The sequence below is a fragment of the Variovorax sp. PBL-H6 genome (assembly GCF_901827155.1).
Lineage (GTDB): Bacteria > Pseudomonadota > Gammaproteobacteria > Burkholderiales > Burkholderiaceae_C > Variovorax.
Genome location: NZ_LR594659.1, coordinates 3,357,314 through 3,380,238 on the forward strand (window position 1 = coordinate 3,357,314; position 22,925 = coordinate 3,380,238).

The 22,925-nt window shown below is 68.0% G+C and carries 25 protein-coding genes; 12 read left to right on the forward strand and 13 right to left on the reverse strand.

What is annotated here, in order from left to right; translation table 11 throughout:
- Positions 1 to 56 precede the first annotated feature (56 nt).
- Together ku and G3W89_RS15710 are read left to right on the forward strand one after the other, a co-directional pair.
- Entirely contained in the window at positions 57 to 1,010 is a 954-nt protein-coding gene (gene ku / locus G3W89_RS15705) for a non-homologous end joining protein Ku (protein ID WP_162575059.1), read from the forward strand.
- A 91-nt stretch (positions 1,011 to 1,101) separates the two neighbouring features.
- Positions 1,102 to 1,935, forward strand: coding sequence for a tetratricopeptide repeat protein (locus G3W89_RS15710; RefSeq protein WP_162575060.1), 834 nt, complete (start codon positions 1,102 to 1,104; stop codon positions 1,933 to 1,935).
- 195 nt (positions 1,936 to 2,130) lie between these two features.
- Here the strand turns inward: G3W89_RS15710 and G3W89_RS15715 are convergent, their stop codons facing one another.
- The 3 genes from G3W89_RS15715 to G3W89_RS15725 all read right to left on the reverse strand — a co-directional run bounded on the left by G3W89_RS15715 (position 2,131) and on the right by G3W89_RS15725 (position 4,989).
- Entirely contained in the window at positions 2,131 to 3,558 is a 1,428-nt protein-coding gene (locus G3W89_RS15715; protein ID WP_269474966.1) for a methyl-accepting chemotaxis protein, read from the reverse strand.
- Positions 3,559 to 3,687: 129 nt separating this feature from the next.
- On the reverse strand, positions 3,688 to 3,906 hold the full coding sequence (locus G3W89_RS15720; RefSeq protein ID WP_162575061.1) for a hypothetical protein: 219 nt from the start codon (positions 3,904 to 3,906) through the stop codon (positions 3,688 to 3,690).
- A gap of 135 nt (positions 3,907 to 4,041) precedes the next feature.
- Positions 4,042 to 4,989 carry an adenylate/guanylate cyclase domain-containing protein gene (locus G3W89_RS15725; protein ID WP_162575062.1) on the reverse strand — a complete coding sequence of 316 codons (948 nt, stop codon included), beginning with the start codon at positions 4,987 to 4,989 and terminating at the stop codon, positions 4,042 to 4,044.
- Positions 4,990 to 5,315: 326 nt separating this feature from the next.
- Between G3W89_RS15725 and G3W89_RS15730 the strand changes: the two genes are divergently transcribed.
- Positions 5,316 to 5,621: a hypothetical protein gene (locus tag G3W89_RS15730; protein ID WP_232076561.1), complete on the forward strand. Its 306-nt coding sequence runs from the start codon at positions 5,316 to 5,318 to the stop codon at positions 5,619 to 5,621.
- 61 nt (positions 5,622 to 5,682) lie between these two features.
- On the opposite strand, the gene G3W89_RS15735 is transcribed toward G3W89_RS15730, so the two are convergent.
- The 8 genes from G3W89_RS15735 to G3W89_RS15770 all read right to left on the reverse strand — a co-directional run bounded on the left by G3W89_RS15735 (position 5,683) and on the right by G3W89_RS15770 (position 12,115).
- Positions 5,683 to 6,615, reverse strand: a complete 933-nt coding sequence (locus G3W89_RS15735) for an LD-carboxypeptidase (RefSeq protein ID WP_162575064.1) — start codon at positions 6,613 to 6,615, stop codon at positions 5,683 to 5,685.
- Positions 6,612 to 7,691 (reverse strand): tRNA adenosine(34) deaminase TadA, encoded by a 1,080-nt coding sequence (gene tadA, locus G3W89_RS15740; RefSeq protein ID WP_162575065.1) that lies wholly within the window; start codon positions 7,689 to 7,691, stop codon positions 6,612 to 6,614. The genes G3W89_RS15735 and tadA overlap by 4 nt, the downstream gene beginning before the upstream one ends.
- Positions 7,692 to 7,698: 7 nt before the next feature.
- The gene (locus G3W89_RS15745) at positions 7,699 to 7,917 is read right to left on the reverse strand and encodes a hypothetical protein (RefSeq protein WP_162575066.1); all 219 of its coding nucleotides are present in this window, start codon (positions 7,915 to 7,917) and stop codon (positions 7,699 to 7,701) included.
- 3 nt (positions 7,918 to 7,920) lie between these two features.
- Positions 7,921 to 8,568 (reverse strand): FMN-binding negative transcriptional regulator, encoded by a 648-nt coding sequence (locus tag G3W89_RS15750; RefSeq protein ID WP_162575067.1) that lies wholly within the window; start codon positions 8,566 to 8,568, stop codon positions 7,921 to 7,923.
- 57 nt (positions 8,569 to 8,625) lie between these two features.
- Complete coding sequence (locus G3W89_RS15755) at positions 8,626 to 9,345, reverse strand: ankyrin repeat domain-containing protein (protein WP_162575068.1); 720 nt, start codon at positions 9,343 to 9,345, stop codon at positions 8,626 to 8,628.
- A gap of 17 nt (positions 9,346 to 9,362) precedes the next feature.
- Positions 9,363 to 9,884: a GlcG/HbpS family heme-binding protein gene (locus tag G3W89_RS15760; RefSeq protein WP_162575069.1), complete on the reverse strand. Its 522-nt coding sequence runs from the start codon at positions 9,882 to 9,884 to the stop codon at positions 9,363 to 9,365.
- Positions 9,885 to 10,010: 126 nt separating this feature from the next.
- Entirely contained in the window at positions 10,011 to 10,640 is a 630-nt protein-coding gene (locus tag G3W89_RS15765; RefSeq protein WP_162575070.1) for a response regulator transcription factor, read from the reverse strand.
- Complete coding sequence (locus tag G3W89_RS15770) at positions 10,637 to 12,115, reverse strand: ATP-binding protein (protein WP_162575071.1); 1,479 nt, start codon at positions 12,113 to 12,115, stop codon at positions 10,637 to 10,639. The genes G3W89_RS15765 and G3W89_RS15770 overlap by 4 nt, the downstream gene beginning before the upstream one ends.
- A gap of 150 nt (positions 12,116 to 12,265) precedes the next feature.
- Between G3W89_RS15770 and G3W89_RS15775 the strand changes: the two genes are divergently transcribed.
- Both G3W89_RS15775 and G3W89_RS15780 read left to right on the forward strand, forming a co-directional pair.
- Positions 12,266 to 13,357 carry an alpha/beta fold hydrolase gene (locus tag G3W89_RS15775; protein ID WP_232076565.1) on the forward strand — a complete coding sequence of 364 codons (1,092 nt, stop codon included), beginning with the start codon at positions 12,266 to 12,268 and terminating at the stop codon, positions 13,355 to 13,357.
- Positions 13,358 to 13,471: 114 nt separating this feature from the next.
- Entirely contained in the window at positions 13,472 to 13,987 is a 516-nt protein-coding gene (locus tag G3W89_RS15780) for a tetratricopeptide repeat protein (RefSeq protein ID WP_162575073.1), read from the forward strand.
- Between the two features lie 36 nt (positions 13,988 to 14,023).
- On the opposite strand, the gene G3W89_RS15785 is transcribed toward G3W89_RS15780, so the two are convergent.
- Both G3W89_RS15785 and G3W89_RS15790 read right to left on the reverse strand, forming a co-directional pair.
- Complete coding sequence (locus G3W89_RS15785) at positions 14,024 to 14,629, reverse strand: 2'-5' RNA ligase family protein (RefSeq protein WP_232076567.1); 606 nt, start codon at positions 14,627 to 14,629, stop codon at positions 14,024 to 14,026.
- On the reverse strand, positions 14,626 to 15,972 hold the full coding sequence (locus G3W89_RS15790) for an MFS transporter (RefSeq protein WP_162575074.1): 1,347 nt from the start codon (positions 15,970 to 15,972) through the stop codon (positions 14,626 to 14,628). The genes G3W89_RS15785 and G3W89_RS15790 overlap by 4 nt, the downstream gene beginning before the upstream one ends.
- A gap of 172 nt (positions 15,973 to 16,144) precedes the next feature.
- Here G3W89_RS15790 and cyoA point away from each other — a divergent pair, with 172 nt between their 5' ends.
- From cyoA to G3W89_RS15825, 7 genes are read left to right on the forward strand one after another with little or no spacing between them, the layout of a single operon-like run.
- On the forward strand, positions 16,145 to 17,203 hold the full coding sequence (cyoA, locus tag G3W89_RS15795; RefSeq protein WP_162575075.1) for a ubiquinol oxidase subunit II: 1,059 nt from the start codon (positions 16,145 to 16,147) through the stop codon (positions 17,201 to 17,203).
- Between the two features lie 13 nt (positions 17,204 to 17,216).
- On the forward strand, positions 17,217 to 19,220 hold the full coding sequence (gene cyoB / locus G3W89_RS15800; protein ID WP_162575076.1) for a cytochrome o ubiquinol oxidase subunit I: 2,004 nt from the start codon (positions 17,217 to 17,219) through the stop codon (positions 19,218 to 19,220).
- Complete coding sequence (cyoC, locus tag G3W89_RS15805; protein WP_162575077.1) at positions 19,213 to 19,854, forward strand: cytochrome o ubiquinol oxidase subunit III; 642 nt, start codon at positions 19,213 to 19,215, stop codon at positions 19,852 to 19,854. Before cyoB ends, cyoC begins: the two co-directional genes overlap by 8 nt.
- The gene (cyoD, locus tag G3W89_RS15810; RefSeq protein WP_162575078.1) at positions 19,851 to 20,252 is read left to right on the forward strand and encodes a cytochrome o ubiquinol oxidase subunit IV; all 402 of its coding nucleotides are present in this window, start codon (positions 19,851 to 19,853) and stop codon (positions 20,250 to 20,252) included. Before cyoC ends, cyoD begins: the two co-directional genes overlap by 4 nt.
- A complete protein-coding gene (locus G3W89_RS15815) occupies positions 20,249 to 21,070 on the forward strand; it encodes an SURF1 family protein (protein WP_443083175.1) in 822 nt (273 codons plus the stop codon). The genes cyoD and G3W89_RS15815 overlap by 4 nt, the downstream gene beginning before the upstream one ends.
- Positions 21,054 to 22,349 (forward strand): ATP-binding protein, encoded by a 1,296-nt coding sequence (locus G3W89_RS15820; protein WP_162575079.1) that lies wholly within the window; start codon positions 21,054 to 21,056, stop codon positions 22,347 to 22,349. The genes G3W89_RS15815 and G3W89_RS15820 overlap by 17 nt, the downstream gene beginning before the upstream one ends.
- Positions 22,339 to 22,878 carry a response regulator transcription factor gene (locus tag G3W89_RS15825; protein WP_162575080.1) on the forward strand — a complete coding sequence of 180 codons (540 nt, stop codon included), beginning with the start codon at positions 22,339 to 22,341 and terminating at the stop codon, positions 22,876 to 22,878. Before G3W89_RS15820 ends, G3W89_RS15825 begins: the two co-directional genes overlap by 11 nt.
- Positions 22,879 to 22,925: the final 47 nt, after the last annotated feature.

The following is a 22,925-nucleotide window of genomic DNA, read 5'->3' on the forward strand; positions in this document are numbered from 1 at the left end:
CTATGCTGCGGCACACCGCCCGCGGCACTCGCCCTCCGGGCGCGAAGGACAACACCATGGCCGTACGTTCCATTGCTTCGTTGACGCTGAGTTTCGGGCTGGTCTCCATCCCCGTGCGCCTTTACTCGGCGACCGAGAGCGCGTCCACTGTCAGGTTCAACCTGCTGGCCAAGGACGGCTCCCGCGTCAAGCAGCAGTACGTCTCCGAGAAGGACCAGAGCGTGGTGCCGCGCTCCGAGATGGTGAAGGGCTACGAATTCGAGAAGGACAGCTTCGTCCTGTTCACGCCCGACGAGCTGAAGGCGCTCGAGGAAGGCAGCAGCCACGTGGTCGAGATCACGGCCTTCATTCCCGAAAGCGCGGTCGACCCCATCTACTACGACAAGGCCTACTTCCTGGCCCCCGACAAGCGCGGCGGCAAGCCCTACGCCCTGCTCAGCGAAGCCATGCGCAAGAGCGGGCGGTGCGCCCTGGCGAAGTGGTCGTGGAAGGCCAAGCAGTATGTGGTCCAGATCCGCCCCGCGGAAGATGGCCTGATCCTTCAGCAGCTCCTCTACGCCGACGAGGTGCGCTCGATGAGGGATCTCGACATCGAGAAGGTCAGCGTGTCGCCGGCCGAACTCCAGCTCGCGCTGCAGCTGATCGACCAGATCTCGGAAGACGTGTATGACCCGAGCCAGTACGAGGACGAGGAAAAGAAGCGCGTGCTCGCCGCGATCGACGAGAAGATCGCCGGCAAGCACATCGTCGCCTCGGCACGCGCCGAGGAGACCGGCAGCGGACAGGTCATCGACCTGATGGACGCGCTCAAGGCCAGTCTCGGCAAAAAGCCGCGCTCCGCACCCGCCACGCCCGCCACCCCTGCCGCGCCTGGCAAGACCGTGGCCAAGACCGCCCGCGGCAACGTCTCGCCGATGTTCGAGGCGGGTGAGAGAAAGGCGCCCAAGCGCGCCGCCAAGAGCGACGAACCTGCCGCGACGCCAGCGCGCGCGCGTGCCAGGAAGGGGTGAGCGCCGACCTGCCGCCTGAAGGCGCTTGCCCGCTGCTTCAGGAGGGGGTGCGCGAAGTACACGAAGTGACGTGCCTGGGGGAGGTTGCCTTATGAGCGCTGCCGGCAGTGCGTCGCCGTACACGATGCGGCGCGTGCAGCAGATGCTCGGCATCTCGCGCGTGGCGATCCAGCGCCTGGTCAACGCCGGGTTCGTCACGCCGACACGCGGCACGCGCAACGAGTTCCGCTTCAGCTTCCAGGATCTGATGCTGCTGCGCACGGCCCAGGGGCTTCAGGAGGCACAGATCCCGCCGCGCAAAATTCTGCGCTCGCTGCGCAAGCTGCGGGCCACGCTTCCCGAAGAACTGCCGCTGACCGGGATGCGCATTACCGCGGTGGGCGCCGACGTCGCAGTCCGTGATCGCCGGGGTACCTGGGAAGCGAGGTCGGGGCAACTGCTGCTGGACTTCGAGGTCGCGCCCGTCGACGGTCACGTTGCCTTCCTGGAGCCCAACGCCACCCCTCCGGCCAGCGGCATCGACGTGCAGCAGTTGTTCGCCCGCGCCGAAGCGCTGGAGGACTCCGATCCCATCCAGGCCGAAGCCGCCTACCGCGCGGTTGTCGCCGTGGCGCCAGACCACGTCGACGCCTACGTCAATCTGGGTGCATTGCTCTGCGATCTGCAGCGTTATGAAGACGCGGTGCAGTTGCACGACTTCGCCCTGCCGCGCTGCCCGGCATCGACCCTGCTGTTCTTCAACCACGCGATCGCGCTGGAAGAACTCGGCCGGCTGCGCGCCGCCGCTTTGAACTACGAGCGCAGCCTGCAGCTCGACCCGGAGTTTGCCGATGCGCACTACAACCTGGGCCGGCTGCAGGAGCTGTTCGGCGACGCCCGCGGCGCGCTGCGCCACCTCAACGCGTACCGGCGATTGACCCGCTGAACGCCCCGGTCGCCACCCAGGGCCGAAGCGATGAACATGCTTAAGTTTCCCCTAAGACTCGGGGCCGACACTGCATCTCGGCAGCCCGCTCTTCTTCCTCCCTCCTCCCTCAATCAGGGCTGTCCTTCACCCGCTTCGGCGGGTTTTTTCTTGTCCGCTGGCGGCCTTCACTCCCGACTCGACTGTCACGGCCCACTAGAAGCTCTCCCATTCGCCGCCGGCAGGCAACGCCTCTGACCTGCGCGGCTTTGCGGCGCCGATGCGCTGGACGGGCGGCTTCGCAACGGCAGCGGCCTTGGGCACCGGCCTGGTCTGAATCGCAATCAGCGGCGCGGACACACGCGGCGCCTCGTCGTCGTCGAGCTTGAAGGTGCCGACCACTTGCGAAAGCTTTCCGGCCTGATCCTGCATCGACTGCGCCGCGGCAGCGGCTTCTTCCACCAGCGCCGCGTTCTGCTGCGTCACCTGGTCCATCTGCGTGATCGCCTGGTTGATCTGCTCGATGCCTTGCGTCTGCTCATGGCTCGCCGCGCTGATCTCGCCCACGATGTCGGTCACGCGGCGGATGCTGCCCACGATCTCTTCCATCGTCTTGCCGGCCTCGCCCACCAGCGCAGTGCCTGCATCGACCTTGCCCACCGAGTCGTCGATCAGGCCCTTGATTTCCTTGGCCGCTGCGGCCGAGCGCTGCGCGAGGTTGCGCACTTCGGATGCGACCACCGCGAAGCCGCGGCCCTGCTCGCCGGCACGCGCGGCCTCCACTGCCGCGTTGAGCGCCAGGATGTTGGTCTGGAAGGCGATGCCGTCGATCACGCCGATGATGTCCACGATCTTCTTGGACGATGCGTGGATCGAGGCCATGGTGTCCACCACCTGCCCGACCACGCTGCCGCCCTTGACCGCCACTTCGGAGGCCGACAGCGCGAGCTGATTCGCCTGCCGCGCGTTGTCCGCGTTCTGCTTGACCGTGGAGGTCAGCTCTTCCATCGAAGCGGCCGTCTGCTGCAGCGAACTGGCCTGCTCCTCGGTGCGCGATGAGAGATCCTGATTGCCCACGGCAATCTGCTGCGACGCGGTCACGATCGAATCGGTCGATTCCTTGATGCGGGTCACCACGTCGGTCAGCGTGTCCTCCATCTCGCCCATGCCCCGCAGCAGCCGGCCGAACTCGCCGCTGCGCTCGGTTTGGAATTCCTTGCTGAGGTCACCGGCCGCGACTGTTTCGGCGATGAAGATGGCCTCCTCCAGGGGCCGGACGATGCTGCGGACCAGCCCGATCGTCCAGCCGACGCCCGTCACCAGCGCGAGCAGGCCCAGGCCGAGCAGAAGCCAGCGCGTGTCGTCGATCGCCTGTTCGAGTTCGGCGGCCGTCGCACGGGCTTGGCGGCCGTGCTGTTCGGCGATCGCTGCGAGCTGCTTCTGAACACCCTCCGGCACAGCGGCGGCCTGCCCCGATTGCCGGATGCCGCCTTGCAGCATCTCCTGTTGCACGACCTCCGCGCGCTGATGGATCTCGGCCAAGCCGCGCAAGCGCACCATGCCGATCGCAACCGATGCCGCCATCAACAGCAACACGATCCCGAAACCCCACCCGAGACGGGTCGCGATTCTCATATTCCGCATGCGTGTTCCTTGCGGCCGCCGATGGGGGCCTGATCATGAGGCTTATCGGCGCGATCCGCAGGAAATTGAGAGCATCGACCTCGGGGTAAACCCCAGAAGCCACTGCAATAGCGCTTCCGCTGCGGGCGGCTATCCGTCGATCGGCACGCCGCCGCCGAACCGGACAACCCACTGGTCCCAGAGCTCCTGATTGACGGCGGCGAAAGGGCGCTGCCAGGCCGTCAGCATTTGCAGCTGTACCTGCTGTGCGTGCATCAGGCTTTCGATGACGGCAGCCTGCCAGTCGAGGACCGGCTGAAAGCTGCCATAGGAGTTATTCGACAGGTCGGCGGCGGAGGCGAAGGTCATGGGAGTCTCCAAGGAAGTCGGGTTGAGCGGTCGCTCGCAGCGCCGCAGCGCTTGAGCCGGTCGAACCATGGAGCCTAGTGGATGCTCCCCGCGCCTTCAAGTCGGCGCAACGCGTATGCGCCGCCACAGACCGGCTCAGCGCGCTTCGCGTCGCGCGAGCAGCACGTTGCCGCCGGTGGTGTTGAAGGAGATGGTCGGTGCACTGAAGTCGCTCAATGGCGCGCCGAGCCCGATTTCCCCGCTGCCGTGCAGCACGCACTCGTCGCGCCGCAACGCGATCTCGCCGCTGGCGCCCGCTGTGCCATGGAACCGGACCCAGGTGCCGTACGTGCTGATGTCGACCAGCACGCAGCTGCCTTGCCGCGCCTCGATGCGCGCATGCAGCCGCGACACGCGCGGATCGTTGACCACGAACTGCGCCTCGTCCACCCGGCCCAGGTGGATGGGCAGCTCGGTGGCGCGGAACATCGAGCGCACATCGAGCCAGGCGAGCTCGATCTGCCCGAAGGAGGAGTCGGCGGTGCGCGACGAAATGGCCAGCGTGGCCGGCATCGTGAGGAACTCGGTCACCTCGTCCTGCCAGTCGATGCGGTACACCACCGGCATCTCGTTCTTGCCGCGGATATTGATCGGACCGAGGCTTCGATGCCGCGCCTCGCCGCCCTGCAACTGGTCGATGACCGCCTCGGTCGCCCAGATTTGCCCCGGGCCCGCCAGGTCGCTGAGCCGGGAAGCGAGATTGACGGCGTCGCCGTAGCAATCGCCATCCACCTCGACCACCTCGCCGCTGGCAACGCCGATTTGCAGTTCCATGCGCAATGGCGCCGGCCAGGTCTGCAGGCGCTTCTGGTGATTGCGCTGCAGCTCGAGCACCGCTTTGGTGGCGTTGACGCCGTTCGTGAATATTGCAAACACGCCATCGCCTAGCGATTTGACGACACGTCCGCTGTGCGCCTCGCAGACGCCGCCGATCCACTGGATGAGCCGGGTGACGGTTTCAGTGGCTCTGGCGTTGCCCATGGCCTCGAAAACCCGCGTGCTTCCCGTCAGGTCAGCGAAGACGACAGTGGGATGGCCGGTCATTTGTGCAATTTTTGGTAGCTCACGCCGAACGATTATGGCAAAGCGTGGCACGAACTCCCCGCCGGGACGTCAAATCTGACTGCTGGAAGGCAAAGCTGTTGCTTTTTCATTAAGAAACAAAGCTGAACTTGAGCTGGACGCAGCAAGTACAACTTAAGCATCAACGTCTTCGACTAGTGCTTGAAGATATTCGTGAAGTATGTTGTTTTTGAAGATGAAATGATGCGCCCTGCCTTGTAAGACCGCTCCCACAGGCTTAACGTTGTAATCCTCTGAGCTCTTGGCTCCGCCTTTCTAACACCATGGCACTACAAAGGTTCTTTCGCTTGCTGTCGTTCCCGGCCCTCGGCTTGCGCCGTTCGGCGGATCGCCAGATCGGTCAGATTCGGAGTGCGATGCTGTCGCTGCTGCAGACCCATGGCGGGCATTCCGCCCAGCGGGTCGCCCAGCGCGTGCGCTTTGCCGGCGACCTCGAAGCGCTCTGGTACCTGCGCCAGGATGTGCTGACCGCCCTGAGCGCGGTGGATGGCGAGGCTGCAGCCCGCCGCCAGCTGCGCGAGATCAACCGCCTGTTCAAGGGCGGCCTGCCCGGCGCGTTGGTGCCCCGGCCGCATCACCGCATCACGACCTGAGCCGTCCCGTTGCCTCACTCGAAGCCGCTGCCCTGCAGCGGCTTTTGTTTTTGAGCGTGGCTCAGTGCGTGTGCCGGTGGCCCCACACCATGAAGACATCCCGGCCATCGGCCGCCACTTCCACCTTGGCACCAACCGGCAGCAGCACCTTGGTCGGGACATGGCCAAAGGGCAGGCCGGTGAGCACTGGCGCCTTGATCAATGTGCGCAGGCGTGCGATCACCGTCTCCAGGCTGAAGCCGCGATCGTGCGGCACGGTGCGCCCGCCCGTGAACTGCCCGAAGAGCACCGCCTTCTGGCGCGCCAGTACGCCGGCATGGCGCAGTTGGTCGAGCATGCGCTCCACCCGGAACGGGTGCTCGTTCACGTCTTCGAAGAAGAGCACGCCTTTGTCGATGGCCGGGAAGTAGGGGGTGCCCAGCAAGCTCACGAGCACGCAGAGGTTGCCGCCCCACAGCGTCGCGCCGTGCAGCCCGCGGAAACCCGCCACCGCCTCGGCGTCGCGCTTCGGCACGCGCCAGCCGGTGCCTTCCCCCTGGCCGTGCAGCAGGTCGTCGAAGCAGGCTTCCATGATCTCGTCGGCGCCGTCCTCGGCGCCGAAGTCTTCGCCCACCGAGGGCCCTTGCCAGCTCACCGCGCCGGTCTTCGCCAGCAACGCGCTCTGCAGTGCGGTGAAGTCGCTCAGGCCCACGAACTCGGTGCCACGCTCGATGGCCTTGGCGACCACCTTGTAGGGAATGGCGTCGAGGATTCGCGTGAGCCCGTAGCCTCCGCGCGAGATGAGGGCCACGTCTGCCCGGCTCGCGGCGGCACGGGCAATGGCCGCCAGCCGGGTTGCGTCGTCGCCGGCAAAACGTTGATGGGTGGCGAGCGCGGCCTCGTCGATCTCCACCTCGTGGCCCAGCGCCTGCAATCGCTTGATGCCGCGCCGGAAAGCCGCCTTGTCGCGCACGGCGCTGCTTGGGGAGTAGATATAGATATGTTTCTTCTTCACGGGCCGAAGTATCCCATCGCCTCCTGCGCAAGCAGGGCTGCCTGTGCGGCCCCAGGACCCGAGACGCCCGGCGGGGTCGGCCCGAGGGCACGCAGCGCCGCCTCGTAGCCGCGATCGGGAAAGGGCGCGCGCCACGCGTCGATCGTGGCCTCGCACGCATCCGGCGCCATCCGCACCAGCGGGAAGCGCCCCGGCGCGGCACTCGCGAGCAGGGATGCGAGTGGCGCGGCGCCGGCGCTGTGCACCAGCGCCAGAGGGCCGGGCTGCAGCCGGTCCAGCCATTCGAGCAGCAGGTCGCGGTGCCACGGCCAGCTGTGCACCGCCTCGCGCTTGGGCTTGTCGCTTCGCCCGAAGCCGATCAGGTCCGGCACCAGCACGCGGCATCCCGGCACGCGCGCGAGGTGCCTGAAGAAGTAGCTCCACTCACCCGGGCCGTGCAGGCACAGGCAGGCCCACGATGCGGCGGCCGGCCCCTCGTCGAGGTAGTGCATGCGCCAGCCTCGCTGGCTCGCGAGGTTGCTGACGTAGTGCGGCTCGAAGCCGTAGCCGGCCAACCCGTCGAAGCGCTCGTCCGGGGTACGCAGCGCATCGTCGCGCAGCGGCTCGGCCGCTTCGCGCGCCGCGCTGCGGCGGCTCCTGAAGAAGTCCTGCAGCAGTGCCTGGCAATCCGCCGCCAGTACCCCGCCCTGCACCTGCGCATGGTGGTTGAGCTCGCGCCGTGCGAACAGGTCGAGCACCGAGCCCGCCGCGCCGGTCTTCGGATCGGCTGCGCCGAACACCACGCGCGCCAGCCGCGCGTGAAGCATGGCGCCGGCGCACATGGCGCACGGCTCCAGCGTCACGTAGAGCTCGCAGCCGTCGAGGCGATAGTTGCCCATGGCCGCACCGCCCGCGCGCAGCGCATTGATTTCGGCATGCGCGCTGGGGTCGTGCAGCGCGACAGGCGCATTGCGCCCGGCGGCGATCAGCCGGCCCTCCTTCACCAGCACGGCCCCGATGGGCACCTCGCCGGCCTCGGCCGCCTGGCGTGCCTCGGCCAGCGCGAGCCGCATCCAGTGTTCGTCGTCGAGCGTCATCGGGGCTTCATCGGGCATCGTCGGGCATGGGGCGCGGCTGCTGCATCGCCGCGTCGAGCGATTGCTTGAATTGCTGCTGCACCTGCAGTGCCTGCTCGGGCTGCGTCAGCTGTGGCCGCGCATCGGCTGCAGGCGGCGCGCCGGCCATGCTGCCCATCTGCCGCTTCACCAGCACGCCGACGACCGCGAGCGCGAGCACCAGTCCGATCAATCCAAGCGCGCGCATGATTCAGTTCTCCTGCACCTCTGCCGCGTCCGTCTGCATGCCCAGGCGCTGCATCCAGGCCGCCAGCGCTTGCTCGTCCGGGGTGCCCGCGCTGTAGCGCGCGTACATCGCCCCATGGGACTCGCGACGGTGCTGGTTGAGCTTGAGCTTGCATTGCAGCGCCGTCACCTTCAGCTCGAAGCCGACGATGCCATTGAGCATCTTCAGCTGGAAGTCTTCCCCCAGTTCGCGCCATTGCTGCGCATAGGCCGGCTCGTGCTCGCCGATCAGGCGCTTGAGCAACGCGTCCTTGTCGCTCGGCGTCTCGATCAGGCGGGCTTCGACCGTGCAGTGCACCGCCAGGTAGTTCCAGGTCGGCACGCGCGCGAGATCCGGGTAGACCGAGGGGGACAGGTAGGCATGCGGCCCGAGAAAGGTCGCGACTGCCCGCGGTCGCGCCTGCAGGTAGCGCCACTGCGGATTGGGCTTGGCGCAATGGCCCAGCAATGCGAAGCCGCCCTCCTCCCCCCGGTCGTCGAGCACCAGCGGCAGGTGCGTGACGAAAGGCAAGCCTTCGTCATCGGTCGAGATCAGGCTGGCGAAGGGATGCTGTCGCATCAGCTCCGCGGCGGTGGCGCGGTCGCGGCTGTTGAACTGGGGCGGCATGTACATGGACGGTCCTCCTCGTGGGATCGCCATTGTCCCCGAGGCGCTCTCCCCGAGGCGCTCTCATCGAGGCGCTCTTCCGGGGGCGCCCTGCTTCGCGCCCGCCGCCTCGAGCTTTGCGACCATCGCGGCGTAGCCGCGCGCATGCGCCAGCCGCAAGGGCGTGTTGCCTTGCCGATCGGCCAACTGAAGATCGGCCCCTGCATCGACCAGTGCCGCCAGCGTGCGCTGATGCCGCGGCCCGCCGTCGCCGAGCACGATCGATTCGATCAGCGCGGTCCAGTGCAGGTTGTTGACATGGTCCAGCGGCGCGCCGGCCGCGATCAGCCGCCGCACCACCTCGTCATGCCCGAGATGCGCCGCGGCGATCAGCGCGGTGCCGTCGTAACGGCTGGTGGTCTGGCGCGGGCTGGCGCCCAGCGACAGCAGCAGCGAGAGCGTCGCCGGGTCATCGGCGACCGCGGCAATGGTGACCGCGTCGTAGCGGTCGTCCTCCAGCACATCGAGCTTCGCGCCGGCCTGGGCCAACAGGCGGATCGCGTCGCGCTGGCGTGCATGCGTTGCCACATGCAGGGCCGTGCGGCCCCGCCCGTCGCGCGCCTCCAGATCGGCACCGGCCGCGATCAGGGCCTTGAGGCGAGCGAGGTCGCCGCGCCAGGCAGCCTGGTGCACGCCTTCATAGGCGAGTGCCTCCGGCGCCGTGGGCGGCACCTGCGCCGCCGCGGGCTGCACGTCGGCGATCGCCAATGCCGTCAGCAACAGGGCCAGGCGCGCGCGATGCATGGCCTTCAGCCTCGTGCTCAGCCCAGTTGGCCCTTGACCTTCTCGATGCCCGCGTTGGCGCATTGCTCGTCGAGGTGTCCTCCCGGCGCGCCGCCCACGCCGACCGCGCCGATGACCTCGTTGCCCGCCTTGACCGGCACGCCGCCGCCCAGCAGCAGGAAGCCGGGGATGTTCCCCAGGTTGGCCGCGCCCGGGTTCTTCTGGGCGTTCTCCATCATCGCCAGGGTGGGCGCCTTGGCCGAAGCCGAGGTCCACGCCTTGCGCTCGCTGGCGGCCACCGTGTGCGCGCCCGCGGTGTCGGCGCGCTGCACCGCGCGCACCACGCCGGCCCGGTCGACCACGGTCGCCGCGACCGCATAGCCGTTGGCCGTGCACGCGGCCACCGTGGCCGCGGCGATCTGGTTCGCCAGCTCCAGCGAGATGTTGCGCTCGGTGCGCACGGCAGCGGCGGCGACGGCCGGGGCTTGCTGGGCCTGCACGCTCAATGCACAAAGCGCGAGGGAGACGGCGAGCGCGCCGAGGCGAAGAGACGAATGCATGCGGGGTTCTCCGAAATGGTTTGAAGCGATCTGACTGAAGCGCCGGCGACTTGCCGACCGCAGCGCCACTGTAGGAATTGCGGCCCGCCGCCGCCATTCGTACGGCTACGCTCGCACTCCGTAGAACTACGGAGCGTTGCCGCCCGCCAGCGCGGCGTAGCGCCGGATCAATTGCGCCAGCGACTCGCATTCCAGCTTCGCGAACAGGTTGGCGCGATGGGTCTCGACCGTGCGCGGCGACAGCGCCAGCGTCCGGGCTATCTCCTTGTTGGTCAGTCCCTCGACGATGAAGCCCAGGACCTCGCGCTCGCGCTCGGAGAGCTGCGCGTACCGCTCGCGCGCCGCCTGGTCGGCCTGGGCCCGCTCGCGCGAGCGCACATGCTGGCGCACCGCCTGCTGCAGGGCCTCGAGCAATGGCTCGTCGTTGACCGGCTTCTCGAGGAACTCCGCCGCGCCGGCCTTGAAGGCGCGCCGGCACATCTCCACCGTGCCGTGTCCGGTCAGCATGATCACCGGCTGGTCCACCCCCTGCGCAAGCAGCGTGTCGAGCACCGCGAGGCCGCTGACGCCCGGCATGCGCACGTCGAGCACGATGGCGCCGACGCCGCCGCGGTCGAAGCCGGCGACGAAGGCTTGCGGATCGGACCAGGCCTGGGTACGCAGGCCGACCGTGCCGATCAAGAGGGCCAGGCTTTCACGCACCGCCTGATCGTCGTCGATCAGGTGAACAAGCGGCGACTGCGGCTCGTTCGTCATTGGGAAATCTCCGTGCTCAGCGCCAGCGGCAGGCGCAGCGTGAAGCGCGCGCCGCGCGGCTGCTCGGCCTCGGCGGCCAGTGAGCCGCCCATGGCTCCGGCCAGCGTCTCGCACAGGCTCAGGCCCAAGCCCAGCCCCCCTTCGCGCGTGCTGAAGAAGGGCTCGAAGATGCGCCCGAGGAGCTCGGGCGCGATGCCGCGGCCGTTGTCGCTCACGCGCAGCACGCCCTGCCCGTCCTGGCGCTCGACCGCGAGCCGCAACTGCCGCTCGCCGGCCGGCAGCTCGTCGAGCGCCTGCAGCGCATTCATCAGCAGGTTGTGCACGATCTGCTCCAGCGCCACCGGCTCGGCGTGCACGCTGACGGGCGCCTGCGCGGCGCCTTCGAGCACCGGCGCGATCGCGCGCTTGTCGAACTCCGGCGCCAGCAGGTGCAGCGCGCTGCGCACGGCGTCCTGCAGCGGCACGGGCTGCACGGCGCCAGCCTGCCCCGGCCGCTCGATCACGCGGCGCAGGCGCCCCACGACATCGGCCGCCCGCCTCGCTTGCTCGGCGGCCTGCTGCATCGCGCCGCGCGCGGTCGCGAGCTCGGGCGGGTCTTCGTCGAGCAGCCGGCGTGCGGCCTGCGTGTTGGCGAGCACCGCCGTCAAGGGCTGGTTGAGCTCATGCGCCATGCCGGCCGCGAGTTCGCCCAGCGCATTGAGCCGCGAGACCTGGCCGAGCCGCAGCAGGTCCTCGGCACGGCGCCGCTCGATGCGCTGGCGCCGCAGCGCGCGTGCGCCCCACAGCACCACGCCGACGGCGCCGGCCCATGCCAGCATCCAGGCCCAAGGCAGCTCGCCCCAGGACACATGGCGCTCGGCCACGAGGTCGAAGGCCTGGCTGTCCGAAGCCAGCACCTTGCGGAACGAGAAGGACCAGCCCTGCGGCAACGGCGGCCGCCCGGGCTGCACCACGAACTGCTGCCCCGCGCGCTCCAGCACCACGCGCACCGGGCTGGTCTTCGGATCCATCGGCCAGTCGCGCGCGGGCACGGCGCTCGCGAGGTCGATGTCGAGCGCATAGCTGGTGGGCGTGGCGCCGATCACGAGCCGGTATCGCCCGGCCGATAGATCCTGGCCGGCCAGCTCGGGACGCCGAAGGTCGCGCGACTTCGCTTCGGCATCCGCCAGCGCGCGGTCGGACCAGCCCGCGCCGGCCTCGCGCCGTTCGACACGAAGGATCGAAGGGTAGACCGCCGACAGCCGCTGCTCGGGCCGCTCTGCATCGGCTGCCGGCGCCAGCAGCGCCAGCGTGGCCAGAACGGCGTCGTACTGCACCACCTGCTGGCTCATGAGCCGGTGCGCGATGCGACCGTTGACCTCGAAGTCGTCTTGCAACTGCGCCAGCTCGGCGCGCGCGATCCACGTCGCGCCGGCGCCGGCGAGCAGCAGCCATGCGAGCCACCAGCCAACCTGCGTACGCAACCATTGCCTCATGGCGCGGATTGTGCCCGCGCCGACGAGGAAGCTCGACGCAAGCGGGGGTGTATCGCGCGCCGGTTCGCGATGCTGAGGCATGGCCGGCCATCTGGTTTATTGACCGACCGCGGTAAAGGTTCTTCACTAGCGGTTGTGCAGAAATCGCCCGTGCCTCCTCTCGCCCATCCGCCCCCCAGGCAGCAGATTCGCTTTGCCCGCGGCCACGATGGCGTGCAGCTGGCCTACGCCCTCTGCGGGAAGGGTCCACTGCTGATCAAGGCGGCCACTTGGCTGTCGCACCTCGAGTTCGATTGGGAAAGCCCGGTGTGGCGCCATGTGCTCGACGGGTTGTCCGCCAACGCCACCTTCGTGCGCTACGACGAGCGCGGCTGCGGCCTGTCGGACAGGGACGCCGAGGACCTGAGCTTCGACAGCTGGCTGCGCGACCTCGAGACCCTGGTCGATGCGCTGGGTGTCGAGCGCTTCGGCCTTCTCGGCATCTCGCAAGGCGCGTCCATTGCCATCGCCTATGCAGCCCGGCACCCCGAGCGGGTGAGCCAGCTGGTGCTGCACGGCGGCTACGCGCGCGGCCGCCTGGTGCGCAGCCCCACACCCGAGCAGCGCGAGGAGGCAGAGATGATGCGCAGGCTGGCCGAGCTGGGCTGGGGCAAGCAGGACACCGCCTTTCGCCAGTTCTTCACCAGCCAATTCATCCCCGGCGGCACACCCGAGCAGCATCGCTGGTTCAACGAACTGGAACGCATCTCCACCTCGCCGGCCAACGCGGCGCGCTTCATGCGCGAGTTCGACCAGATCGATGTCGTAGCCCGTTTGGCCGAGGTGCAATGCCCCACGCTGGTGCTGCACAGCACGCGCGATGTCCGCGTGCCCTTCGCCGAGGGGCGGCTGATTGCAAGCGCGATTCCCGGTGCGCGCTTCGTGCCGATCGACAGCGGCAACCACCTCATCCTTGCGCACGAGCCGGCCTGGGCCCACTGGCTGGCCGAGGTGCGCCGCTTCCTCGGCGAAGCGGCGCCTGCGAGCGACCCGATGTTCGAGACCCTCACCGCCCGTGAACGCGCGCTGCTCGAACTGCTGGCCCAGGGCCGCGACAACGCCCAGATCGCGGCCACGCTCGGCCTGTCGGAGAAGACCATTCGAAACCGCCTGACCAGCGTGTTCGCCAAGCTGGAAGTCGACAGCCGCGGCCGCGCGATCGTGCTGGCGCGCGACTCGGGCTTCGGGAAGTTGAGCGCCTGAGCGCGCAGCGCGGGTGCATGGTGCGCAATACCGTGGCGCAAATCTTCAAGACCATCCAGGCGACGCTGCCTATCCTCGGCCTCCATCCTCCCTCGACCTCGACCGGATCACGCCATGCTCACCAGGACCATCCATCTCGCCGCTGCCGCCATTCTCCTCACCCTCGCGATGCAAGCGCCACCGGCGCAGGCCCTCGATTCGGCCTCGCTGCCCTCTTCGATTCGCCTCGCCAACGCTCGGGCGCTGATCGAGGCCAAGGACTGGAAAGGCGCCATCGCCGAGCTGCAGGGCGTGGATGCCCCCAACGACGCCGATTGGAACAACCTGATGGGCTTCAGCCACCGCAAGGCGAAGAAGCCCGACTATGTGGCGGCCGAGCGCTTCTACGACACTGCCCTGCGCATCGAGCCGAGCCATCGTGGCGCGCTCTCCTATTCCGGCGAGCTCTACCTGGTGCTGGACAACCTGCCGAAGGCCGAGCAGCGCCTGACGACGCTGAAGCTGGTCTGCAACAACGGCTGCCCCGAGCAGGACCGGCTGGCCCAGGCGATCGCCCGCTACAAGGCTGCGGGCAAGTACGTGCCCGAATCCGAGGATCCCGCGCCGGGCAATGTGCGCGCCGCCCCCTGAACAGGCTTCGCCGGGCCCTCGCTGAAAGGGGCCGCTTCAGCCGTGCAAGGGCCAGCGAGCCAGCACCTCGTGCCGGCCTTGCCCCGTCAGGCTTCGCACCAGCACGAATTCGCTTGCGGTCCAGATGACCGGCTCGATCGCGCGCTGGGCGACATGCGTGTCGTCGTACAGCAGCGTCAAGTGCGGCGTGTACGGGACGGCATCGCCGTCGTCTTCGCCGGCCCGGGCCATCGCCTTGCAAAGGGCCTGCTGGAAGGCCTTCGCGGAGATCAGGCCGTCCTCGCCCAGCAGCACCAGCGGCATGTTGCTCGGCCTGCGGGAGAAGCTGCCCACGCGGTCGAAGCCGAGCTCGAACGTGGGGATGACCGTCAGCGCCTGGACGGCTGCGCAGGCCACATCGACCAGCTCGCGGGGCACGCCCGGGAAAGCGCCCAGGTGGAGCAGCGTGACGTGGAAGCGCGACGCACCGAGCGCCTTGCCCTTCAGCCGGTGGTCGTGGCGCAGGTCCTCGATCAACCGCCCGATGCGCGCGATCGCCGCCGCATCGGGCAGCAGCGCGAAGAACAGCCGGTCGGTGTTCGGCGGCGCGGGCGCGACGCCCTGCTGCGAGGCACGCTGCCGCACGCCGCGCCCCGGCGTCACGTCTCGTCGCCGCGGGCCTCCAGCGCGCGGTTGATGCTGAGCGCCGCCAGCGTGCAGGCGGCGCCCGACAGCAGGTAGACGCTGACGTAGGCCAGCCCGAAATTGGCCGACAGGCCGAGCGCCACCAGCGGCGCGAAAGCAGCGCCGATGAGCCAGGCCAGGTCGGCCGTCAGCGCGGCGCCGGTGTAGCGGTACTTGCGGGCGAAGTTTGCCGTCACGGTGCCGGAGGCCTGGCCATAGGAAAGGCCCAGCAGCACGAAGCCGACCAGCATGAACACGTCCTGCCCCAGCGTGCCGCCGCCCAGCAGCGTCGGCGCGAAGCCGCTGAATACCGCGATCATCACGGCCAGGGTGCCCAGGGTGCGGCGCCGACCGACGCGGTCGGCGATCCAGCCCGAGGCGACGATGCCGCCGGCCGCCAGAAAGGCGCCGACGATCTGGATCATCAGGAACTCGGTGATGGACTGGTCGGAGTAGAGCCGTATCCACGACAGCGGGAAAACGGTGACCAGGTGAAACAGCGCGTAGCTCGCGAGCGCCGCGAAGGCGCCGATCAGCAGATTGCCGCCCTGCGTGCGAACCAGCTCGATGACGCTGGTGGGCTCGAGCTCGCCTTCTTCCATCAGCTGCTCGTACTCGTGCGTGACCACCAGCCGCAGCCGCGCGAACAAGGCGACGACGTTGATCGCGAAGGCCACGAAGAAGGCATAGCGCCAGCCCCAGGCAAGGAAATCGTCCAGGGACAGGCTGGCCCACAGGAACGCGAACAGGCCGCTGGCCACCACGAAGCCCAGCGGCGCGCCGAGTTGTCCCAGCATCGAGTACCAGCCGCGCCGGTTCGGCGGCGCGTTCATCGCGAGCAGCGACGGCAGGCCGTCCCAGGAGCCGCCGAGCGCCAGGCCCTGCCCGATGCGCAAGATCGACAACAGCACGATGGCCAGTGCTCCCGCGCTCTCGTAGCCCGGCAGGAAGGCAATGCCGACGGTGGAGGTGCCCAGCATGAAAAGGGCCATGGTGAGCTTGGTGGCGCGCCCCCAGCGGCGCTGCACGTGCATCGAGATCACCGTGCCGATGGGCCGCGCAATGAATGCGAACGAGAAGATGACGAAGGCGTAAAGTGTGCCTTCCAGCCGCTGTTCGAAGGGGAAGAACAGGGCCGGGAAGACCAGCACCGAAGCGATGCCGTAGACGAAGAAGTCGAAGTACTCGGACGCGCGCCCGATGACAACGCCGACGGCGATCTCGCCGGGCGCGACCTTCGAATGGTCGGCGGTGGTGAGCCGGGCATCCCTCTCGAGGGGGCCGGACGAGGGTTCGGGGTGGGTGTGACTGATGCTGGACATCGCGGTGCTATGGATTCAGGGAGCCTTGCAAGAGCCTTCAGGGTCGCATCAGATGCAGTTTTGCGCCATAGGACAAAACGTCCAATCGCCAAGTGCCCCCGATGGGGATACATTTTGCGCGCATTGGCCATTCGCGTTTTCCCGCGGTGCGCGCTTTTCATTCCATCCTGGCATGTCACTCCTACCCATCCTCCGCCGGTCGGCCCTCCTCATTCTTGCCCTGCTGCTGGCAGGCTGCAACATGGTGGTACTGAATCCGTCCGGGGACATCGCCGCGCAGCAGGGCCGGCTGGTCGTGATATCCACCTTGCTGATGCTGCTGATCATCGTGCCGGTGATCGCGCTCACCCTGCTGTTCGCGTGGCGCTACCGCCAGTCCAATACCGAAGCGACCTACAAGCCCGACTGGGACCATTCCACGCAGCTCGAGCTGGTGATCTGGGCCGCGCCGCTGCTGATCATCATCGCCCTGGGCGCGCTGACCTGGATCAGCACCCACACGCTCGACCCCTACCGCCCGCTGGACCGCATTGCCGAGGGGCGCGAGGTGCCCGCAGGCGCGCAGCCGCTGGTGGTCGAGGTGGTCGCGCTCGACTGGAAGTGGCTGTTCTTCTACCCTGAACAGGGCATTGCGACCGTGAACGAAATGGCCGCGCCGGTGGACCGTCCGATCCAGTTCAAGATCACCGCCTCGTCGGTCATGAACTCGTTCTACGTGCCCGCGCTGGCCGGCATGATCTATGCCATGCCCAGCATGGAAACGAAGCTGCACGCGGTCATCAACCAGCCCGGCGTGTACGACGGCTTCTCCGCCAACTACAGCGGTGCGGGCTTCTCGGGCATGCGCTTCAAGTTCCACGGCCTCCCGCGCGCCGAGTTCGAGAGCTGGGTGCAAAAGGCCAAGGCCGAGGGCAAGATGCTCAGCCGCGACGACTACCTGCAACTCGAGCGCCCGAGCGAGCGCGAGCCGGTGCGCCGCTACGCCAAGGTAGCGCCCGGCCTGTACGACGCCATCCTCAACCGTTGCGTGGAGCCCGGAAAGATGTGCATGCGGCAGATGATGGCCGTCGACGCGACCGGCGGCGCCGGCAAGGCCGGCCTCTCGCCCCAGGCGCTGACCGAAGTGCCCCGCGGCGAGCAGGGGCTGCCGATGCGCACCGTCGCGACCGAGCTCTGCACCGCCGACAACCCGACAGGCGCGCCGCTTGCCGTGCGCACGACGATCCAATAAACCCGCCACCGCGATGCCCGAAACTCCCGACCTGACGAAGTTGATCTTCGGCCGCCTCACCCTGGAGGCCTTCCCCTACCACGAGCCCATCCTCGTGGCGACCTTCATCGCCGTGGCGCTCGGCGGCCTCGCGCTGGTGGGTGCGATGACCTACTACCGCGTCTGGGGCACCCTGTGGCGCGACTGGATCACCAGCATCGACCACAAGAAGATCGGCGTGATGTATATCGTGCTGGGCCTGGTGATGCTGCTGCGCGGCTTCTCCGACGCGATCATGATGCGGCTGCAGCAGGCCGTCGCCTTCGGCGACAACGCGGGCTATCTGCCGCCGCATCACTACGACCAGATCTTCACGGCACATGGCGTGATCATGATCTTCTTCGTTGCCATGCCGTTGGTCACCGGCCTCATGAACTACGTGGTGCCGCTGCAGATCGGCGCGCGCGACGTGGCCTTCCCCTTCCTCAACAACTTCAGCTTCTGGATGACCACGATGGGCGCGATGCTGGTGATGGCGTCGCTGTTCATCGGCGAGTTCGCCAAGACCGGCTGGCTCGCCTACCCACCGCTCTCGGGCATCCTCTACAGCCCGGACGTGGGGGTGGACTACTACATATGGTCCCTCCAGATTGCGGGGGTCGGGACATTGCTCTCGGGGGTGAACCTGATCGCGACCATCGTCAAGATGCGCGCTCCGGGCATGAGCCTCATGAAGATGCCGGTCTTCACCTGGACCGCGCTGTGCACCAACGTGCTGATCGTCGCCGCCTTCCCGGTGCTGACCGCCGTGCTGGCGCTCCTGTCGTTGGACCGCTACGTCGGGACGAACTTCTTCACCAACGAGCTTGGCGGCAATCCGATGATGTACGTCAACCTCATCTGGATATGGGGCCATCCGGAGGTGTACATCCTGATCCTGCCGGTCTTCGGCGCCTTCTCCGAGATCGTGTCGACCTTCAGCCGCAAGCGCCTGTTCGGCTATGCGTCGATGGTGTACGCAACGGTGGTGATCACCATCCTGTCGTACCTGGTGTGGCTGCACCACTTCTTCACGATGGGCTCGGGCGCGAGCGTCAACTCCTTCTTCGGCATCACCACCATGATCATCTCGATCCCGACCGGGGCGAAGATCTTCAACTGGCTGTTCACGATGTACCACGGGCGCATCAAGTACGAGGTGCCGATGCTGTGGACCATCGGCTTCATGGTGACCTTCGTGATCGGCGGCATGACGGGCGTGCTGCTGGCCGTGCCCCCGGCCGACTTCGTGCTGCACAACAGCCTGTTCCTGATCGCGCACTTCCACAACGTGATCATCGGGGGCGTGGTGTTCGGCGCCTTCGCCGCGATCACCTACTGGTTCCCCAAGGCCTTCGGCTTCAAGCTCGACCCGTTCTGGGGCAAGTGCGCGTTCTGGTTCTGGCTGGTCGGCTTCTACTTCGCGTTCATGCCGCTGTACGCGCTGGGGCTGATGGGCGTGACGCGCCGCCTCAGCTACATCGAAGACCCCTCGCTGCAGATCTGGTTCCAGCTCGCCGCCTTCGGCGCCTTCCTGATCGCGCTGGGCATCCTCAGCTTCATCGTCCAGCTGGTGGTGAGCTTCATGCGCCGCGAATCGCTGCGCGACACCACCGGCGATCCGTGGCACGGCCGCACGCTGGAGTGGTCCACCTCATCGCCGCCGCCCGCCTACAACTTCGCGTTCACCCCGCGCATCCATGACAACGATGCCTGGTGGGACATGAAGCAGCGCGGCTACGAGCGGCCGGTCGAGGGCTTCGCGCCCATCCACATGCCGAAGAACACCGCCGCGGGCTTCGTGCTGTCGGTGATCAGTGCGGTGACGGGCTTTGCGCTGATCTGGCACATGTGGCTGATCGCCGGCGTGGCGTTCGCCGCGCTCATCCTCGCGGCCATCGTCCACACCTTCAACTACAAGCGCGACTACCACATCCCCGCGGACGAGGTCGTCCGCACGGAAGCGGCGCGCACCCGACTGATGGCCGGCCATGTCTGAGATCACAGCCTCCTCCTCTCCCGCCGCGGTGCGCACGGCGGACCGCTCGCTCTTCCACGTGACGGAGGAACACCACCCGGAGAACGGAACGCTGCTGGGCTTCTGGCTCTACCTGATGAGCGACTGCCTGGTGTTCGCCTGCCTGTTCGCGATGTACGGCGTGCTGGGGCGCAGCTACGCGGCGGGACCTTCGGGTGCCGACCTGTTCGAGCTGCCGCTGGTGGCCGTCAATACCGGGCTGCTGCTGCTGTCGTCCATCACTTTCGGCTTCGCGATGCTGGAGATGCTGAAGAAGCGAAAGGGCGGCACGCTTGCCTGGCTGGCCGTCACGGGCCTGCTTGGCGCGGGCTTCGTCGGCATCGAGCTGTACGAATTCGCGCACCTGATCCACGAAGGCGCCGGCCCGCAGCGCAGCGCCTTCCTGTCCTCCTTCTTCACGCTGGTGGGCACGCACGGCCTGCACGTCAGCTTCGGCATCATCTGGCTGATCACGCTGATGATCCAGGTCGGCAAGCACGGCCTGATCGCCGATAACAAGCGGCGGCTGTTCTGCCTGTCGATGTTCTGGCACTTCCTGGACGTCGTGTGGATCGGCGTCTTCACCTTTGTGTACCTGATGGGGAGCCTGCGATGAGCGAGCCGCAGCATCACGACGAGCACCACGGTCACGGTCACGGTCACGACCAGGACGACGACCACGGCCTGCACATCAGCGCGAAGGGCTATATGACGGGCTTCGTGCTGTCGGTGATCCTGACGGCGGTTCCCTTCTGGCTGGTGATGGGCAAGGTCTTCGAGAACCCCGGCACCACGGCCTTCGTGGTCCTGGGCTTCGCGGCCGTGCAGATCGTCGTTCACATGATCTACTTCCTGCACCTCAACGCCCGCTCCGAGGGCGGCTGGAACATGCTGGCGCTCATCTTCACCATCGTGCTGGTGGTGATCACGCTCAGCGGCTCGTTGTGGGTGATGTTCCACCTCAACAGCAACATGATGCCGGCATCCATGCACGAGATGCGCAACATGCCTTGAGCGACACGCCGCCCGACCCGGACCGGGGGCCGCGTTCCACGTCGGCATTGGCGCTGCTCGCCTTCGCCGGTGTTCTTCTTTTCGCGCTGTTCGCGGCGCTGGGTGCCTGGCAGGTCGAGCGGCGGGCGTGGAAGCTGGCGCTGATCGAGCGCGTCGAGGCGCGCGTGCATGCCGAACCTGTCGATGCGCCGCCGCCGGCAGAGTGGCCGCGCATCAACGCCGGCGATCACGAATACCGGCACGTGCGGCTCGAGGGCGTCTTCCTTCACGAGCGCGAGGCCCTGGTGCAGGCCTCGACCCGGCTGGGTCCCGGCTACTGGGTGCTCACGCCGCTGCGCACCGCGCACGGCGTTGTCCTGGTCAATCGCGGCTTCGTGCCGCACGAGCGGCGGGAGCGCGCCACGCGCGGCGGCAACGAGCCAACAGGCGTTGTCCGGCTCACCGGGCTGCTGCGAATGAGCGAACCGGGTGGCGGCTTCCTGCGCCGCAACGATCCGGCCGCCGAGCGGTGGTTCTCGCGCGACGTGCAGGCCATTGCCGCGGCGCGTGGGCTGGCGGAGGTCGCTCCATTCTTCGTGGACGCAGATGCCGCGCCACCATCGGTCCCGCACGCCAAGCCGCGCTGGCCGGTGGGCGGCCTGACGGTGATCGCCTTCCACAACAGCCACCTGGTCTACGCACTCACCTGGTTCGGCCTGGCGCTGGGGGTCGCGCTGGCCGCCTGCCTGGTCGCACGCGCCGAGCACCGCCTGCGCCGGGCACACCGGTCGGGACGGGCCGGCGCCACAGACAGAAGCCACGATGCAGCCGCGGACTGAAGCCGACGCCACCGGTCTGAAGAACATGCAGCAGCTGATCCAGCTGCGCTGGATTGCGGTGGTCGGACAGGTCGCGACCATCGCTGTCGTGCACTTCGGCTTCAGCATCCGCCTGCCGCTGGGACCGATGCTGGGCGCCCTCGGCTTCCTCGCCATCTTCAACCTGGTCAGCCTGTGGCGCTGGGACCGCCACGAGGACGTGACGGACCTGGAGCTCTTCGTAGCGCTCCTGGCCGACGTCGGCACGCTCACCGTGCAGCTCTACCTGAGCGGCGGCGTCACCAACCCCTTCATCTTCCTGTTCCTGCTGCAGGTCTGCCTGGGCGCGGTGCTGCTGGGGCCGGTCTACTCGCGCACCCTGATCGGCGTGACGGTGGCCTGCTTCGTCGGCCTGATCCTGTTCCACCGGCCGCTGGAGATCCCCCCGGAAAACGGCCGCGGCCTCGCCAGCCCCTATATCCAGGGCTTGCTGGTCTGCTTCGCCCTCGATGCCGCGCTGCTGGCCATCTTCATCGCCCGCATCAACCGCAACCTGCGCGCACGCGACGCCCGGCTGGCCGGCCTGCGCCAGCGCGCCGCCGAGGAAGAGCACATCGTGCGCATGGGCCTGCTGGCCACCGGTGCAGCGCACGAGCTCGGCACGCCGCTGGCCACGCTGGCGGTGATCCTGGGCGACTGGCAGCGCATGCAGCCTTTCGCGGCCGAACCCGAGCTACAGCAGGACATCGAGGAGATGCAAGCCCAGGTGGCGCGCTGCAAGACCATCGTCAGCGGCATCCTGCTGTCGGCCGGCGAGGCGCGCGGAGAGGCGCCGGCACACACCACCGTCAACGCCTTCCTCGACGAGCTGGTGGCCGAGTGGCGCGCCACCCGCTCGCTCGACGCGCTGGCCTATTCCAACGTGTTCGGCGACGATGTCGCCATCGTGTCGGATTCAGCCTTGAAGCAGACGCTCTACAACGTGCTCGACAACGCGCTGGAGGCCTCGCCCCGCTGGATCGGCCTGGAAGCCGCGCGCGAAGGCGAGTGGCTGCGCCTGACGGTGAGCGATGCCGGCCCCGGCTTCGCTCCCGAAATGCTGGCGCACTTCGGCAAGCCATACCAGTCGAGCAAGGGCCGGCCCGGCGGCGGGCTGGGCCTGTTCCTGGTCGTCAACGTCGCGCGCACGCTGGGCGGCAGCGTGTCGGCCCACAACCGCCCCGAAGGCGGCGCCGCCGTGACCCTGCGCCTGGCGCTGGCTGCACTGAGGCTGGAGGAGACCCCGCGCCATGGACGCTGAGCAACGGCTGCTGCTGATCGTCGAGGACGATGCCGCCTTCGCGCGCACGCTGAGCCGCTCCTTCGAGCGCCGCGGCTACCAGGTGCTCGTGGCCGCCAGCGCCGAGCAGGTGACGGCGCTCCTGCAGGACCATTCCCCCGGCTATGCGGTGGTGGACCTCAAGCTGGCCGGCGGCGCGTCGGGCCTGGCCTGCGTGCAGATGCTGCACCAGCATGACGCCACCATGCTGATCGTGGTGCTCACCGGCTACGCCAGCATCGCCACCGCGGTCGAGGCGATCAAGCTGGGCGCCTGCCACTACCTGGCCAAGCCCTCCAACACCGACGACATCGAGGCTGCCTTCGGCCGCGCCCAGGGCGATGCCGAGGTAGCGCTCACCGAGCGCTCCACGTCGATCAAGACGCTGGAATGGGAGCGCATCCACGAGGTGCTGGCCGAGACGGGGTTCAACATCTCGGAGGCGGCGCGGCGTCTGGGCATGCATCGGCGGACACTCGCGCGGAAGTTGGGGAAGCAGCGGGTGAAGTAGCGAGGCGGGTGGAACGCCCTCTCATCCCAGCCCGGATGGCCGGCACT

Coding starts and splice junctions, on each gene's coding strand:
- G3W89_RS15820 (WP_162575079.1), top strand. CDS start 21,054: ATGCAGCCGCGGACTGAAGCCGACGCCACCGGTCTGAAGAACATGCAG.
- cyoC (WP_162575077.1), top strand. CDS start 19,213: ATGTCTGAGATCACAGCCTCCTCCTCTCCCGCCGCGGTGCGCACGGCG.
- G3W89_RS15825 (WP_162575080.1), top strand. CDS start 22,339: ATGGACGCTGAGCAACGGCTGCTGCTGATCGTCGAGGACGATGCCGCC.
- G3W89_RS15720 (WP_162575061.1), bottom strand. CDS start 3,906: ATGACCTTCGCCTCCGCCGCCGACCTGTCGAATAACTCCTATGGCAGC.
- G3W89_RS15765 (WP_162575070.1), bottom strand. CDS start 10,640: ATGACGAACGAGCCGCAGTCGCCGCTTGTTCACCTGATCGACGACGAT.
- G3W89_RS15770 (WP_162575071.1), bottom strand. CDS start 12,115: ATGAGGCAATGGTTGCGTACGCAGGTTGGCTGGTGGCTCGCATGGCTG.
- G3W89_RS15745 (WP_162575066.1), bottom strand. CDS start 7,917: ATGCGCGCGCTTGGATTGATCGGACTGGTGCTCGCGCTCGCGGTCGTC.
- G3W89_RS15750 (WP_162575067.1), bottom strand. CDS start 8,568: ATGTACATGCCGCCCCAGTTCAACAGCCGCGACCGCGCCACCGCCGCG.
- G3W89_RS15755 (WP_162575068.1), bottom strand. CDS start 9,345: ATGCATCGCGCGCGCCTGGCCCTGTTGCTGACGGCATTGGCGATCGCC.
- G3W89_RS15715 (WP_269474966.1), bottom strand. CDS start 3,558: ATGCGGAATATGAGAATCGCGACCCGTCTCGGGTGGGGTTTCGGGATC.
- G3W89_RS15710 (WP_162575060.1), top strand. CDS start 1,102: ATGAGCGCTGCCGGCAGTGCGTCGCCGTACACGATGCGGCGCGTGCAG.
- ku (WP_162575059.1), top strand. CDS start 57: ATGGCCGTACGTTCCATTGCTTCGTTGACGCTGAGTTTCGGGCTGGTC.
- G3W89_RS15780 (WP_162575073.1), top strand. CDS start 13,472: ATGCTCACCAGGACCATCCATCTCGCCGCTGCCGCCATTCTCCTCACC.
- cyoA (WP_162575075.1), top strand. CDS start 16,145: ATGTCACTCCTACCCATCCTCCGCCGGTCGGCCCTCCTCATTCTTGCC.
- cyoD (WP_162575078.1), top strand. CDS start 19,851: ATGAGCGAGCCGCAGCATCACGACGAGCACCACGGTCACGGTCACGGT.
- G3W89_RS15725 (WP_162575062.1), bottom strand. CDS start 4,989: ATGACCGGCCATCCCACTGTCGTCTTCGCTGACCTGACGGGAAGCACG.
- G3W89_RS15760 (WP_162575069.1), bottom strand. CDS start 9,884: ATGCATTCGTCTCTTCGCCTCGGCGCGCTCGCCGTCTCCCTCGCGCTT.
- tadA (WP_162575065.1), bottom strand. CDS start 7,691: ATGACGCTCGACGACGAACACTGGATGCGGCTCGCGCTGGCCGAGGCA.
- cyoB (WP_162575076.1), top strand. CDS start 17,217: ATGCCCGAAACTCCCGACCTGACGAAGTTGATCTTCGGCCGCCTCACC.
- G3W89_RS15790 (WP_162575074.1), bottom strand. CDS start 15,972: ATGTCCAGCATCAGTCACACCCACCCCGAACCCTCGTCCGGCCCCCTC.